The organism is Bacillus sp. 2CMS4F (assembly GCF_023161785.1).
Taxonomy (GTDB): Bacteria; Bacillota; Bacilli; order Bacillales; family Bacillaceae; genus Bacillus; species Bacillus halotolerans.
On record NZ_JALNTO010000017.1, the window covers coordinates 1 to 14,021 of the forward strand.

Consider the following 14,021-nt stretch of genomic DNA (forward strand, 5'->3'; position numbering starts at 1 on the left):
TCTAATTTCGGCTAACAATCATCCGTTTTCAAACTTGAAGGTGTTTTTTATTTGTCTCATCTTATGGGGTCAGTCCCAATCGCACAGGTTTTTTATTGGACTTAGGTCCTGTTTTTTGAAAGTTCAAAAAGGGGAAAAAAAGCTAGTAATCTTCGTTTTTTTCTTTTATAGTTAATATAATTTGTAACATGGCAGTAATAATTTCGTCATATATTGGTGCGTCTGATTCGCTTCGGGCGACAAAGGGGGATTGGCAGATACGAAGGAGCCTGCCGTTTGCCGGAGCTCGTTGATCAGATGGAACGCATTCCGGACAGTGAATGGCTTGATTTGAAGAAAACGCAGCAAACTGTCAAAACGGACAAAGTGGAAATCCATACAAGCGGTGACGGAACGGTTCACGTAAAAAACAAATGTAAGTGCCATTGGCGAGTTTTTCGACCACCATCGGCAAACCCCGCTGGAAAAGGCGTTATGGATTCTCTCCGCCGTTGTGCTCTTGTTTGTCGTGATGTTTGTCAGCTATACGTTTTACTTAAGAGCCACATTGAAAAAACGAATGTTTAAGGAGAGAAGAAGCCTTGGGTAATACGCTGTTCTTTATCTCGCTAAGTTTAATATGGGTGATGCTTCTCTATCACATGTTTCTCATGCAGGGCGGATTCCGCCACTACATGACCTTCGAGCGGAACATTCCGAAGTGGAGAGAAAATATGAAGGAGCTGCCGAAGGTCAGTGTGCTCATCCCGGCCCATAATGAAGAAGTTGTCATTCGGCAGACGCTGAAAGCAATGGTGAATCTTTATTATCCGAAGGACCGGCTGGAGATTATTGTGGTAAACGATAATTCTTCAGACGGGACGGGTGATATCGTCAATGAATTTTCCGAGAAATACGATTTTATCAAAATGGTGATCACAAAACCGCCTAACGCCGGAAAAGGCAAATCCTCGGCGCTCAACTCCGGTTTTGCTGAATCGAACGGCGATGTCATTTGTGTATATGACGCCGACAACACGCCTGAAAAAATGGCCGTGTATTATCTTGTTCTCGGTCTGATGAATGACGAGAAGGCAGGCGCAGTGGTAGGGAAATTCCGCGTCATCAATGCGGCAAAAACGCTGCTGACGAAGTTTATCAATATTGAAACGATCTGTTTTCAGTGGATGGCGCAGGGAGGCAGATGGAAGTGGTTCAAAATCGCTACCATTCCCGGAACCAATTTCGCGATCCGCAGAAGCATTATTGAAAAGCTCGGGGGCTGGGATGATAAAGCGCTGGCTGAAGATACCGAGCTGACCATCCGGGTGTATAACCTCGGCTATCACATCCGCTTTTTCCCGGCAGCTATTACTTGGGAGCAGGAGCCGGAAACGTGGAAGGTGTGGTGGCGCCAGCGGACGAGATGGGCGCGCGGCAACCAATATGTCGTCCTGAAGTTTTTGGCGCAGTTTTTCAAACTGAAACGAAAACGGATTATCTTTGATTTGTTTTACTTTTTCTTTACGTATTTCCTGTTTTTCTTTGGCGTGATCATGTCAAACACGATATTTGTGGTCAATCTGTTTTTTGATTTGCATTTGTCAGTCGGGTTTTTGGCAATGATCCTTTGGATTTTGGCGTTTTTCTTATTTATGACGGAGGTCATGATTACGTTAAGCATCGAAAAAACAGAAATGAACAGGCAAAACTTCTTTATCGTATTTCTTATGTACTTTACGTACTCGCAGGCATGGATTGTGCTCGTGATCTATTCTTTATTCGTAGAAATCAAGCACCGTTTATTCAAGCAAGAGGTCAAATGGTACAAAACAGAACGATACAATCAACATAAAAGCGGGTGACCTTTTTGAAACAACTACTTATTTTTCTTACAAGCTTCCTGCTGCTGGCAGCGACTGGACAAGAGGCCTTCGCTCAAGAGATGCAGGTCGATGGCTCGCTTCTGGGCAAAAGCAGCCGTGAACAAGCCAAACAGCAGGTGCTGACAAACGATCTTATGACATTGTACGGATCAAAAGACAGCGCGGAACTGACGTATCAAATTCCGGCAGGCGCCTCTTCCGGCAGCCAGCAATTGGTGATTGAATATGAGGCATCAGATCTTTTAATTTCTCCTTCATCGTTAACGGCTGTAATTGACAATGAACCGGTAAAAACGTTAAAGCTAAACGGCGATTCAAAACGGAAAACACTGAAGCTGAACTTGAACAAAAGCCAGTCCGCCCCAGGCTATCACAGCGTATCACTGAAATTTTACGGCGTCATGAAAGAGGGCGTCTGCGTCAGACAGGATACGTCCGGCAACTGGATCAAAATTTATCCGGACAGCCGCCTGACACTGGCGGACAGCAGCGAAGCGAAGGGAACATCACTTGAACATTACCCATACCCATTTGCCCAATCGGGAAATACAGCGGAAGAGACTGCGATTGTCATTCCGGATAACCCGAGTTCGGCAGAAATTGAAGCGGCTGTCAAAACAGAAGGCTACCTGAAAACGGCGGACAGCAGTGTCAGCATTGCGTTTGTGAAGGAATCTGAAGTGAAGCAAATCGACAAGCCGACCATTTTCATCGGTGTGGACAAGCATTGGAACGGCAAGGTGAAAAAGCTGATCAAACAAGCCGGCTTACAGGCAAAAGGAGAAAAACTTCTGCTTGCGGAGCGCGTGCTGAAAGCACAGGGCAAGCAGCAGCCGGTTCTGTTTGCACAAGCGGCATCTGATGATGTGCTCTCAGAAAAAATCAGCGTCATCGCCGATCAGACTTACACAGGCCAGCTAAGCGGGGAAACACTTTCAATTGGCAAGCTTCAGAAGGCTGAAAAGCAGGAAAGCAATAAGCTGACCCTTGAGAAATTCGGGGCAGAAGATATGACAATCGGAGCTGACAAAACATCTTCAGCACATTATTTTTATCCGGCTTCTGCGGTGATAGACCAAAATCAATCAGCCAAGCTGTCGCTTAAACTAAAGAAATCGGAAACGATTCAAGCAGCCGCGGCAGAAAGCGGTTCAGCCTCTCAAGCAGCAGAGCTGAAGGTCCTCATTAACGGGCAGCCGCATTCAGTCCGCCTTGATGAATTAGGAAAAGAAGATAAAAACGGATACTATCATGTCACGCTGAAAGTAGATCCTGCGCTGCTGCAGAAAAACCGCTACATTGATATACAGTTTATCACCACGGGCTTAAAGGAAAACAACCCTTGCAACACAACGGACGAAGAGAAATGGGTCTTCATTGATAAAAGCAGCACATTGTCTTACACGATCAAAGGCACATCTCCGTCAGCCGATTTTCAAGAATGGCCGCTTCCATACGCCGGAAATCAGGAACAGGCAACGCTGATTGTGCTTCCTGACAGTGTGAGCAAATCCAAGCTTAAGGAGCTTTCTCTCGTTACTGATTCCTTTGGAACCGAAGCCCAGCAATCTTTCACAGTAAGGAAAGCATCTGAAGTCAAAGCGGAGGACGCGAAAGGCCGGAACTTAATTTTCATCGGCGGCATCAGCCAGTTCTCTCTTTTGAAAGAGAAATCTTCTGATCTGCTCGTGCCTCAAGCGAAAAACGGCTCGTTTGACGTGTCGGGCTTTGAAATGCTGAACGAGACGACGAAACAAGTGGCATTTACCCAAGCGTCTTTATGGGATTCAAATTATACAATGGCTGTTTTTACGCCGCTGAAAGGAAATGGCGCGGCCGTCACAAAAGAAATCATCAGCTTTTTGAACAGCAATGATGACACGGCGACCGTCATCAATGAAACAAACAGCCAGCAGGTGTTTACAAACCACCAGCAGCTCAAATCGGAAACAAACAGTTCTGAAACAGAAAAAACAGCACAAGATCATGGGCAAAAACTGCTGTATATCGGCGTGCTGGCTCTCATGATGGTAATTGCGGCAGCCTTCATTTGGGTAACCGTTAGACGAAGAAAGAGAAAGACAGACAGAGAATAAGACAGAGGCTGATATCAGCCTCTGTTTTTTGTTTTTTTGGTCTAAAATTTCCATTTGTGGAACCTGTCATTTTATTTTTTTCTCCCGGCCGATAAGCCTCTTTACAACATACGTAAACGGGAGTATGATCTCTTTTAGAAAACAAATCGCTTAATCTGTAAACAGAGCGGGGGACCCATTTTGGCGGCATTTTGCCGCTCGGGGTGAATCCTTTTTAGGTAGGGCAAACTCTCATATGCCCGAATCCGTCAGCTAACCTCGTAAGCGTTCATGAGAGGAGATGAATGAAACCTGTGTTCGATGTTAAGGCACAGGGGCATCCGTTTGCCTCTGTGTTTTTTGCTGTTCAATTTTCAGGATGTAAATCGCATACAGAGACATCATAGCAGAAAGGACTATTACAAAATGTGAGAGCAGATGCGGATGTTTTATTGTTTTAATGAAAAATGAAATTAAAAGGGGAAGACATCGATGTATCATTCAATCAAACGTTTTTTGATTGGGAAACCGTTAAAATCACAAGCAGCAGGGGAACAAAAACTGACGAAATTAAAGGCGCTTGCTATGCTTTCCTCAGATGCTTTATCATCTGTCGCTTACGGAACGGAACAAATTCTTATCATATTGGCGGCGGTAAGCGCTGCTGCATTTTGGTATTCCATTCCGATAGCGGTCGGCGTACTCATTTTGCTGCTCGCGCTGATTCTCTCATACAGGCAAATTATTTACGCTTATCCGCAGGGCGGCGGGGCGTATGTTGTATCAAAAGAAAACCTCGGCGAAAAGCCCGGGCTGATTGCAGGCGGTTCATTGCTTGTCGATTATATATTAACTGTAGCAGTAAGTATTTCCGCAGGGACGGACGCCATCACGTCGGCGTTCCCGGCACTGCATGATTATCATATACCGATTGCTGTTTTACTTGTTTTAGTGATTATGATTTTAAATCTGCGGGGGCTGTCAGAATCAGCATCGATTCTTGCTTACCCGGTCTATCTGTTTGTGGCGGCGCTTTTCATCCTGATTGCCGTCGGTCTTTTTAAGCTTGTGACAGGACAAATTGATCAGCCAGTCCATCATACACCGATCGGCACACCGGTAGCCGGCATTACGCTGTTTTTGCTGCTTAAGGCTTTTTCATCCGGCTGCTCCGCGCTCACCGGAGTTGAAGCGATCTCCAACGCGATTCCAGCCTTCAAAAACCCGCCTGCGCGAAACGCGGCGAGAACGTTGGCTATGATGGGGATCTTGCTTGCGGTTCTGTTTGCCGGCATTACGGTACTTGCATACGGTTACGGGACGGCTCCGAAACCGAATGAAACGGTCATTTCACAAATCGCGTCGGATACCTTCGGCAGAAATGTGTTTTACTATGTCATTCAGGGTGTGACATCGTTAATTTTGGTCCTTGCGGCGAATACGGGCTTTTCAGCTTTCCCGCAGCTTGCCTTCAACTTGGCGAGAGACCAATACATGCCGCGCATGTTTACAGTAAGAGGCGACCGCTTAGGCTTCTCAAACGGGATTATCTTTTTAGGTGTTGCCTCAATTGTGCTGATTCTGTTATTTGGAGGGCAGACGGAGCACTTAATCCCGCTATACGCGGTCGGTGTGTTTATTCCATTTACCCTTTCACAAACAGGGATGTGCATCAAATGGATCAAACAAAAACCAAAAGGCTGGATTGGGAAAATGCTGATCAACGCCTGCGGCGCATTGATATCGTTTATGGTTCTGTCCATCCTGTTTGTCACGAAGTTTAATGTCGTATGGCCTGTTTTAATCTTTATGCCTATCGTCGTTTTTTTGTTTTTTGCGATTAAAAATCACTATACGGCTGTCGGTGAACAGCTTCGCATCGTAAACAAACAGCCGGAAGAAATCAAAGGTACGGTCGTAATTGTGCCTGTAGCCGGCGTCACAACCGTTGTGCAAAAATCCATTCAATATGCGAAATCACTGTCAGATCAGGTCATTGCCGTTCACGTGTCGTTTGACAGAGAACAGGAAAAGAAAGTGGAAAAACGCTGGGAAGAGCTGAATAATGGAGTGCGTCTCGTCACGCTTCACTCTTCGTACAGAAGCCTGGTCCATCCGTTTGATAAGTTTTTGGAAACTGTTGAAGCAAAAGCGAAGAAGAAACAGTTTTCTGTCATGGTGCTGTTCCCGCAATTTATCACAAAAAAACGCTGGCACACCATTCTGCACAACCAGTCAGCCTTCCTGCTCAGAGTCCGGCTGTTCTGGAAGAAGGACATAATCGTTGCCACATTGCCGTATCATTTTAAAAAGTAAGCAGCTAAGACCAAGGGACATCTCCTTGGTCTTTTTTCAAATAAAGGGGAAATGGCGATGTATACGGAAGGGGCATTTGTCATAGTGACAAACACAAAACGGCAGATTCTGCTGGTCAAACGAAAAGACGTTCCTTTATGGGATTTGCCGGGCGGACGGGTTGAATCAGGAGAAACCCCGGAGGCAGCGGCGGTCCGGGAGGTAATGGAAGAAACGGGATATCTGATAGAGCTTTCCGGGGAATTGGGTGTCTATCTAAGACCTAAGTTTCAAGACGAACAGCATGTGTTTGCAGGGAACATAACAGGCGGACAAGCGATAGAAAACGGCATGGAAACGGCCGGGCTGAAGTGGTTTTCGCCGGAGCGATTGCCGCTTTTGGTGGTGCCAAATCGGAAAATGCAAATCAGAGATTTTCTAAACGGCGCTGCGGGCATCCGGATTACCGTCAAGGACAAGAGCTTTTTGGCGGCCCTAGACCTGTTCAGAAGGAAATACAGCAAGCGATAGTTGCCTCCGGGTTTTAAACGGCTCCCCCTGTGGTATTGAAAAAAGGAAAAAGGAGGATACGGCATGGCACACAAAACAGCAGGACAAGCAATGACAGAACTGCTTGAACAATGGGGAGTTGATCATGTTTACGGCATCCCCGGAGACAGCATTAACGAATTTATTGAGGAACTGAGACACGACAGAAATCAATTGGAATTCATCCAAACCCGCCATGAAGAGGTGGCAGCGCTGGCAGCCGCGGCTGAGGCAAAACTCACCGGCAAGATCGGTGTCTGCCTGTCAATTGCAGGTCCGGGTGCGGTGCACTTATTGAACGGTTTATACGATGCAAAAGCGGACGGCGCTCCTGTGCTTGCGATTGCAGGCCAGGTTTCTTCAGGCGAAGTCGGACGGGACTACTTTCAGGAAATTAAGCTTGAGCAAATGTTTGAAGACGTGGCAGTGTTCAACAGGGAGGTACATAGTGCGGAATCACTGCCGGATCTGTTGAATCAGGCGATCCGCACCGCCTACAGCAAAAAAGGCGTTGCGGTATTAAGCGTGTCAGATGATTTGTTTGCGGAGAAAATCAAACGGGAACCCGTTTACACATCACCGGTATATATTGAAGGAAATCTTGAACCGAAAAAAGAACAGCTCGTGACATGCGCGCAATACATTAACAATGCGAAAAAGCCGATCATTTTGGCGGGACAGGGAATGAAAAAGGCGGAGCGGGAGTTGCTGGAATTTGCGGATAAAGCAGCGGCGCCGATCGTCGTCACGCTTCCGGCAAAAGGCGTCGTTCCCGATAAACACCCGCACTTTCTCGGCAACCTTGGACAGATTGGGACAAAGCCGGCCTATGAGGCAATGGAAGAATGCGATTTGTTAATTATGCTTGGCACCTCGTTCCCGTATCGTGATTACTTGCCGGAAGACACACCGGCAATCCAGCTTGATTCAGACCCGGCGAAAATCGGCAAACGCTATCCGGTAACAGCGGGGCTTGTCTGTGACTCGGCTCTCGGTCTGCGCGAATTGACGGAGTATATTGAACGGAAGGAAGACAGAAGATTCCTGAATGCCTGCACTGAACATATGCAGCATTGGTGGAACGAAATCGAAAAAGATGAAACTGAGGCGGCAACACCGCTTAAACCTCAGCAGGTCATCGCACGTCTTCAGGAGGCAGCAGCGGAAGACGCGGTGCTGTCTGTAGATGTCGGCACTGTCACCGTCTGGATGGCGCGGCATTTCAAAATGAACGTCAACCAGGATTTCATCGTTTCCAGCTGGCTTGCGACAATGGGCTGCGGCCTGCCGGGAGCTATAGCGGCGAGCTTGTCTGAACCGGAGCGCCAAGCCATCGCAGTCTGCGGTGACGGGGGCTTTTCCATGGTCATGCAGGATCTCCCGACCGCAGTCAAATATAAGCTCCCGATTACTGTTGTCATTTTAAACAATGAAAATCTCGGCATGATTGAATATGAACAGCAGGTCAAAGGGAACATCGACTATGTCACAAAACTTCAGAATGTCGACTATGCCGCATTTGCAGAAAGCTGCGGAGCAAAAGGCATCAAGGTGACGAGAGCGGAAGAACTTGCACCGGCTTTCCATGAGGCGCTTCACTCCGATCAGCCGGTCGTTGTCGACGTCATGATCGGAAACGAACCGCCGCTGCCCGGCAAAATCACCCATGGACAGGCAAAAGGCTTCAGCAAATATATGCTGAAAAACTTCTTCGAAAACCAAAAAATTGAAATGCCGTCATTGAAACAAAGCTTAAAACGGTTATTCTAAAAAAATAGGGGCCTGTGAAGGCTCCTGTTTTTTGATTTTACGGAGGGGGAGGCATAAAATCGGTTGTTTAAAATGACTCGTTGGGATCAGCAGGAATGATCTATGCAGCCTGTCATGATTTTCGCCGTGCCCAAAACGGACACAAGGACAAATGCATCTTCTTTCAAAGCAGAAAGATCAGCGCATTTGTCCTTGTCTGTTTCATCTGTTTATTCGTATCAAATCTAGAATGTCTTTATAAGCTTATTTCCCTTTTTTCGAAAGTCCGAAAAAGAAAGGAAAAGCAGAACCAACTAATAAAGTGCCGAATAAAAACATTCCGCCGATAAACACGTGAAAATTAGCGCCTCCAGCCGTAAAAGCCGTAATCAAGGAAATGATACTGAGCACCACCATGGCGATGCCGGGCGCGATTCGCATTTTTTTACCTGTTGATTTATAAGCGATAACAGAACATAAAATTCCGATAACAATAGGGACAATCCATAAATAAAACAGAATAAATACTGACATTATCAAAACTCCGATTTTTTCTTCTATCATAACAAATTTCTGTAAAAAATGATATCAATGAGCTTTTAAGACAAAATAAAAAACCGGCTCTTTCAGCCGGTTTTTTCTAACGGAACGTATCGACGATCAAAAACACATTCAAAGCAACAATCAGCACAGCGATCAGCCAGGAAACCACTGTTACCCATTTGGCATTGATCAGCGAACCCATAATCCGCTTATTGCTTGTGAACATAATAAGCGGGATTAAAGCAAAGGCAATGCCGAAGGAAAGAACCACCTGGCTCAGCACAAGAGCCGACGTCGGATTGACTCCTGATGCGATGATCAAGATCGGCGGAATGATGGTGATGAACCGCCGTACATACAGCGGGATGCGGTAGTTGATAAATCCCTGCATAATCACATCGCCTGAAAGTGTTCCGACAGACGAGCTGGACAGGCCCGCAACCAGCAGGCCGATTCCGAATAACGCGGCTGAAACAGGACTGACAAGATGACCGAACTGCTGAAACGCGACATCAAGGTCCTCGACAAACAGCCCGTTTTTGAAGAATAATGCGGCAGCCACAATCAGCATACTCGCATTAATAGCCCCTGCAATCAGCATCGCTATTAAAATATCAATAAATTCGAATCTGAAGATTTTCTTCCGTTCAGCATCTGTTTTGCCGACCACCCGCCGCTGTGTGAGGGCAGAGTGTAAATAAATGGCGTGCGGCATAACGGTTGCGCCGAGAATACCTGCTGCAAGAAGAACGCTGTCGGTGCCATGAAATGTCGGAACGAAAAGTCCTTTCATCACTGAGACGGCATCTGGCTTTGCAAAAAAGGTCTGCAGCGCAAAGGCGATGACCACTACAAACAGCATGCCGGCAATACCGGCTTCAAGTGAGCGATAACCGCGGCGCTGAAGCTCCAAAATCGCGAAAGAGCCGATCGCCGCAATAATAGACGCTTCGAGCATCGGGATGCCGAACAGCAAATACAGTCCCAATGCCGCTCCGATAAATTCCGCCAGATCAGTCGCGATAATGACGAGCTCGCCTTGAATCCATAAGCCGATAGAGACGGGCTTAGGAAATTCCTCACGAGCGACCTCAGGCAGGTTTTTGCCGGTCGCGATACCGAGTTTGGCGGAGAGTGATTGGATCAAGAGCGCCATGATATTAGAAAATAAAATCACCCATAGCAGCATATATCCATATTTAGATCCAGCTGATATATTTGTTGCGAAGTTACCGGGATCGATATAGGCAATGGCTGCAATAAACGCCGGGCCTAAAAAAGGCAGCAGTCCTCTGAATCCTCTGCTTTTCCCGTCAAGCGCATCTTGGACTGCTTTGGAACGGGGAGATTGTGCTGTGATGTCCTTATTCATCATGTATTCACCTGAATTCTAATTGTTTTTGCCATACAACAAAGAGTTTCCTTAAACCAAATTATTTTATCTACATCATATGACCATCCTGATTTCTTGTCAACCAATGATGGTCAAAAATCACTCTCAAATTTTTCCCTGTTATGTAACATGATATGTAGGGCATTTGATAAGGTCCATACATAAAAAGACATCGTTTCTGTATGAAACGATGCCTCCTGAATCATCTAAAATCTAGGCTTCTTTGCGCAGTCCGCGGAATACGAGGCTCAATAAGAATACGAAGATCACTGCCCCGATAATTGCCGGAATAATGGCAAAGCCTGCGAGGCTCGGTCCCCAAGTTCCGAATAGGCCGTGCCCGATCCATGCGCCGATCAGCCCTGCAATCATCGAACCGAAAATTCCTCCCGGCATGCGATTTCCGACAATGGCGCTTCCGATTAGTCCAATTACGATAGCAACAACTAATGAAACCAAAAAGCTAAGCATCATATTCACCTCTCCTGAATGATTTATAAATCAATAACCGCTCCAGCCAGTCCCGAAACGTACAAAAGCATATCCGCTTATGATCCTGTTTTTATCTTTCTCTGCACACTGCCGTCAGCCAAATGAACAATGACTTCTGTGTCTTTATGTTCCGCAATTTCCTTCGCCCGTTCAATCGCTTCCTTTTTCGTATCCTTGATTTCAGATACACGTTTGGCATCCTCAGCTTTGACGGCCCAGCCACTTTTATGTTTGATGACATGCTCCGCTTTATTCATTAGCTCAGGTCTGGCGTCATCATTTGCCTCCTCATCGCGTTCTGTTTCATCATCATGTTTGAGAAAGTCGTCAATTTCCTTTTTTGAGGCGTTTTCCGCCCATTCCTTTGCTTTGCTCGTCGCAATCGGAATGGCGCGTCCGTCCTCATAGCCTTCATCAATCATGGCATTCGCAATTTCAATCGCCTTTTTCTTCACAGGCTTCTCGAGATTTTTCAGTGAAGCGGGGTAATCCTTCATAGACCAAGGCATATCCATCACTCCTTCTGCTTTTATAAAAATGGTACCCGCAGGTGAAAAATAAAAACGTTTTAGAGAAAAATGAAGGTATACTATATAGTAGAAAAACGGAAGGGAAGTGCGAGTTGGGTGACAACAGAACAAAAAGAAGACTTACATCAGCAATTAAAAGAAATAGAGAAATGGGAAAAGGAGCAGCAAAAAGTCTGGTTTTGGGAAAAACTCAGCCGTCTCCCGTTTCAGCTGCTGGACAAGCTGACGCCGGAATTCATCCAGAAAAAGATCGGCAAGCTTTTGGATGAGGTGGGCAGCTTTGTTCAAACTGGAGGACAGTACCTGACATCGGAAAAACAGATTATCAAAACGTTTCAAAAGAAACTGCCCGAGCAAACCTTTGAATCACTGGAGGACGTACAAAAAGCGCCTCTGGCTGTTATGGATGATGTTGCTGAAGCGATGGGCAAAAACCGAATCAACGCTGCAACCGTTCAGGGAGCGACCACGGGTGTGGGCGGCGTATTTACACTGGCGGCAGACATTCCGGCTGTGCTCGGTTTATCATTAAAAACACTGCAGGATATCGCAGTGGCCTATGGCTATGATCCAAAGGAGAAAAAAGAGCGGGTCTTTATCGTAAAATGTCTGCAGCTTACTTCAGCAGATGTTGTCGGTAAAAAATCCATTCTGAAAGAAATAAAAGATTATGATCAGGACCGTACATATAAGAATGTCGCTTCCCAAATCCAAGGCTGGAGGGAAGTGGTTTTAGGCTACCGTGACACCTTTGGCTGGAAAAAGCTTTTTCAAATGGTGCCGGTCGCGGGAATGGTCTTTGGCGCGGCGGCTAATCGCTCGACCTTAAATGACATTACCGAAACAGGCATGATGCTTTATAAAAAGCGGCGCATCCTTGAGCGGCTCATAGAAACAGAACAGAATCATGAATAGAAGAAAAGCAGACGGGCACCGCATTCCGTCTGCTTTTTTCATTTAAAACACACTCAATGTGTTTTGTTTGTTTAAAAGAAATGACAGCGGGAATACAACAACCAACACCAATTAAAGGAGGAATTCAAAATGGCACAAGATAACAAAATGAGTAGAGAAGAAGCAGGTAGAAAAGGCGGAGAAACGACTAGCAAAAACCATGATAAAGAATTCTATCAAGAGATTGGTCAAAAAGGCGGAGAAGCCACTAGCAAAAACCATGACAAAGAATTCTATCAGGAAATCGGCGAAAAAGGCGGAGAAGCCACTAGCAAGAACCATGACAAAGAGTTCTATCAAGAAATCGGTGAAAAAGGCGGAGAAGCCACTAGCGAAAATCATGATAAAGAATTCTATCAAGAAATCGGCCGTAAAGGCGGAGAAGCGACAAGCAAAAATCATGATAAGGAATTCTATCAAGAAATCGGCTCAAAAGGCGGAAATGCCCGCGACAACGACTAACTAAGTAAAGCATAAAAGGCAGACAACCTGTAGATAAAAAGCGATCCGGCGCAGCAGCTGGATCGCTTTTTATGATGAAATGGAAAAAAATATACCTTCCCAATGACGCTTCTGCGGTAAAATAGGTGAAAAAGGAGTTTTCACTTATGCCTGAGATGCAAAACCTGCTGGCCATTGCAAATGAAGTCAAAGAAAAACACGCTAATTTCTCCATTTCAGAGGTTAATGACCATTGTGTACGGCTCGCTGTGTTTACAGGAGAATACGACTGGCACCATCACCCTGACTCAGATGAATTATTTATCGTTCTTGAGGGAGAGCTGCTTATTGATTTTAAGGATCAAGAAACCGCGGTGTTAAAAGCGAATGACAGTCTGCTTGTCCCAAAAGGCACCATACACCGCACACGCTCTTACGTCAGGACCGTGAATCTCTGCGTCGAGCACATTCATGCGGAAACGGTCATAACAGAGGAATCAAAATGCTGATCAAAAAGATTGTATGTGGGGTGGACGCGGCAAACGCTGAAGCATTTTCGAAGGCGCAGTCACAGTGGGGAGCATTATCACATGTAAAAGGCTTCATCAAACAGGCCGGCGGATGGCGGAAAACAGCAGACGGTCTGCTCACCGCAGAGATCATCGGCGTTTGGGAGAGCAGAGAAGCTTATGATCATTTTATGGAGAACGAACACGACATCATCTATAAAGAAATCGAGCAAAAGGGCACGATTCTCTCTATTGAAGTGACGCTGTCTCAGGTGGATGCAGAGGAGGCCGTTTGTTTATTTGACAGGAGGGACATCGAATACGAGCCTGGATGGACTGTGGCAAAAGCTTAGTATAGCAGGTACTGATTTTATCGATCATCATAACAATGGTATTTCCTGTTCTTTTGCCTGAATGACAATCAAGGAATTGGCATTCAATGGAGAATCAGGGAGAATGATTCCTAAAGTTTGTGAAAATGCTGTGGACGATTTTACGGCGATCTTCAAAAACCTGATGCGTTAAAAGCCAGAGGCGGAGTCTGGTTCACATTTGGAACGGGCAAGATAGATGAACCTTTTGTACCCGCAAAAAAGCACACCCTGCATGTGAGATTGTGAAGATTG

At 46.0% G+C, this 14,021-nt stretch carries 13 protein-coding genes, 1 pseudogene and 1 riboswitch; of the genes and pseudogenes, 10 read left to right on the forward strand and 4 right to left on the reverse strand.

Annotated elements, in window-relative coordinates:
• Positions 1 to 258: 258 nt before the first annotated feature.
• The 6 genes and pseudogenes from MTN95_RS18690 to MTN95_RS18715 form a co-directional block, all read left to right on the forward strand.
• Positions 259 to 589 (forward strand): annotated as a pseudogene (locus MTN95_RS18690) (DUF2334 domain-containing protein); the annotation flags it as partial.
• Complete coding sequence (locus MTN95_RS18695) at positions 582 to 1,844, forward strand: glycosyltransferase family 2 protein (protein ID WP_248339669.1); 1,263 nt, start codon at positions 582 to 584, stop codon at positions 1,842 to 1,844. The pseudogene MTN95_RS18690 and the gene MTN95_RS18695, both read left to right, overlap by 8 nt.
• Before the next feature lie 5 nt (positions 1,845 to 1,849).
• Positions 1,850 to 3,961, forward strand: a complete 2,112-nt coding sequence (locus tag MTN95_RS18700; RefSeq protein WP_248339670.1) for a cellulose biosynthesis cyclic di-GMP-binding regulatory protein BcsB — start codon at positions 1,850 to 1,852, stop codon at positions 3,959 to 3,961.
• Positions 3,962 to 4,098: 137 nt separating this feature from the next.
• Positions 4,099 to 4,243: riboswitch (cyclic di-AMP (ydaO/yuaA leader) on the forward strand.
• A gap of 189 nt (positions 4,244 to 4,432) precedes the next feature.
• Positions 4,433 to 6,256 carry a potassium transporter KimA gene (gene kimA / locus MTN95_RS18705; RefSeq protein ID WP_227598982.1) on the forward strand — a complete coding sequence of 608 codons (1,824 nt, stop codon included), beginning with the start codon at positions 4,433 to 4,435 and terminating at the stop codon, positions 6,254 to 6,256.
• Positions 6,257 to 6,313: 57 nt separating this feature from the next.
• Positions 6,314 to 6,766 (forward strand): NUDIX hydrolase, encoded by a 453-nt coding sequence (locus MTN95_RS18710; protein WP_202853099.1) that lies wholly within the window; start codon positions 6,314 to 6,316, stop codon positions 6,764 to 6,766.
• Positions 6,767 to 6,829: 63 nt separating this feature from the next.
• A complete protein-coding gene (locus tag MTN95_RS18715; protein ID WP_248339672.1) occupies positions 6,830 to 8,554 on the forward strand; it encodes a pyruvate oxidase in 1,725 nt (574 codons plus the stop codon).
• Between the two features lie 243 nt (positions 8,555 to 8,797).
• Here MTN95_RS18715 and MTN95_RS18720 read toward each other — a convergent pair whose 3' ends face one another.
• The 4 genes from MTN95_RS18720 to MTN95_RS18735 form a co-directional block, all read right to left on the reverse strand.
• A complete protein-coding gene (locus tag MTN95_RS18720; RefSeq protein ID WP_010333081.1) occupies positions 8,798 to 9,067 on the reverse strand; it encodes a hypothetical protein in 270 nt (89 codons plus the stop codon).
• Between the two features lie 106 nt (positions 9,068 to 9,173).
• Complete coding sequence (locus MTN95_RS18725) at positions 9,174 to 10,451, reverse strand: Nramp family divalent metal transporter (RefSeq protein ID WP_049809886.1); 1,278 nt, start codon at positions 10,449 to 10,451, stop codon at positions 9,174 to 9,176.
• A 231-nt stretch (positions 10,452 to 10,682) separates the two neighbouring features.
• On the reverse strand, positions 10,683 to 10,940 hold the full coding sequence (locus MTN95_RS18730) for a GlsB/YeaQ/YmgE family stress response membrane protein (protein ID WP_105955231.1): 258 nt from the start codon (positions 10,938 to 10,940) through the stop codon (positions 10,683 to 10,685).
• Positions 10,941 to 11,017: 77 nt separating this feature from the next.
• The gene (locus MTN95_RS18735; RefSeq protein WP_227598978.1) at positions 11,018 to 11,470 is read right to left on the reverse strand and encodes a DUF2188 domain-containing protein; all 453 of its coding nucleotides are present in this window, start codon (positions 11,468 to 11,470) and stop codon (positions 11,018 to 11,020) included.
• Positions 11,471 to 11,587: 117 nt separating this feature from the next.
• Between MTN95_RS18735 and MTN95_RS18740 the strand changes: the two genes are divergently transcribed.
• The 4 genes from MTN95_RS18740 (at position 11,588) to MTN95_RS18755 (ending at position 13,748) form a co-directional block, all read left to right on the forward strand.
• A complete protein-coding gene (locus tag MTN95_RS18740) occupies positions 11,588 to 12,406 on the forward strand; it encodes an EcsC family protein (protein WP_105955174.1) in 819 nt (272 codons plus the stop codon).
• A gap of 129 nt (positions 12,407 to 12,535) precedes the next feature.
• Positions 12,536 to 12,907, forward strand: a complete 372-nt coding sequence (gene gsiB, locus MTN95_RS18745) for a glucose starvation-inducible protein GsiB (protein WP_010333086.1) — start codon at positions 12,536 to 12,538, stop codon at positions 12,905 to 12,907.
• A 146-nt stretch (positions 12,908 to 13,053) separates the two neighbouring features.
• Entirely contained in the window at positions 13,054 to 13,395 is a 342-nt protein-coding gene (locus tag MTN95_RS18750; protein ID WP_095714113.1) for a cupin domain-containing protein, read from the forward strand.
• Positions 13,389 to 13,748: a YdbC family protein gene (locus MTN95_RS18755; RefSeq protein ID WP_105991477.1), complete on the forward strand. Its 360-nt coding sequence runs from the start codon at positions 13,389 to 13,391 to the stop codon at positions 13,746 to 13,748. The genes MTN95_RS18750 and MTN95_RS18755 overlap by 7 nt, the downstream gene beginning before the upstream one ends.
• The last annotated feature ends 273 nt before the right edge of the window (positions 13,749 to 14,021 follow it).

Coding starts and splice junctions, on each gene's coding strand:
- gsiB (WP_010333086.1), top strand. CDS start 12,536: ATGGCACAAGATAACAAAATGAGTAGAGAAGAAGCAGGTAGAAAAGGC.
- kimA (WP_227598982.1), top strand. CDS start 4,433: ATGTATCATTCAATCAAACGTTTTTTGATTGGGAAACCGTTAAAATCA.
- MTN95_RS18725 (WP_049809886.1), bottom strand. CDS start 10,451: ATGATGAATAAGGACATCACAGCACAATCTCCCCGTTCCAAAGCAGTC.
- MTN95_RS18720 (WP_010333081.1), bottom strand. CDS start 9,067: ATGTCAGTATTTATTCTGTTTTATTTATGGATTGTCCCTATTGTTATC.
- MTN95_RS18730 (WP_105955231.1), bottom strand. CDS start 10,940: ATGCTTAGCTTTTTGGTTTCATTAGTTGTTGCTATCGTAATTGGACTA.
- MTN95_RS18735 (WP_227598978.1), bottom strand. CDS start 11,470: ATGCCTTGGTCTATGAAGGATTACCCCGCTTCACTGAAAAATCTCGAG.
- MTN95_RS18755 (WP_105991477.1), top strand. CDS start 13,389: ATGCTGATCAAAAAGATTGTATGTGGGGTGGACGCGGCAAACGCTGAA.
- MTN95_RS18715 (WP_248339672.1), top strand. CDS start 6,830: ATGGCACACAAAACAGCAGGACAAGCAATGACAGAACTGCTTGAACAA.
- MTN95_RS18750 (WP_095714113.1), top strand. CDS start 13,054: ATGCCTGAGATGCAAAACCTGCTGGCCATTGCAAATGAAGTCAAAGAA.
- MTN95_RS18710 (WP_202853099.1), top strand. CDS start 6,314: ATGTATACGGAAGGGGCATTTGTCATAGTGACAAACACAAAACGGCAG.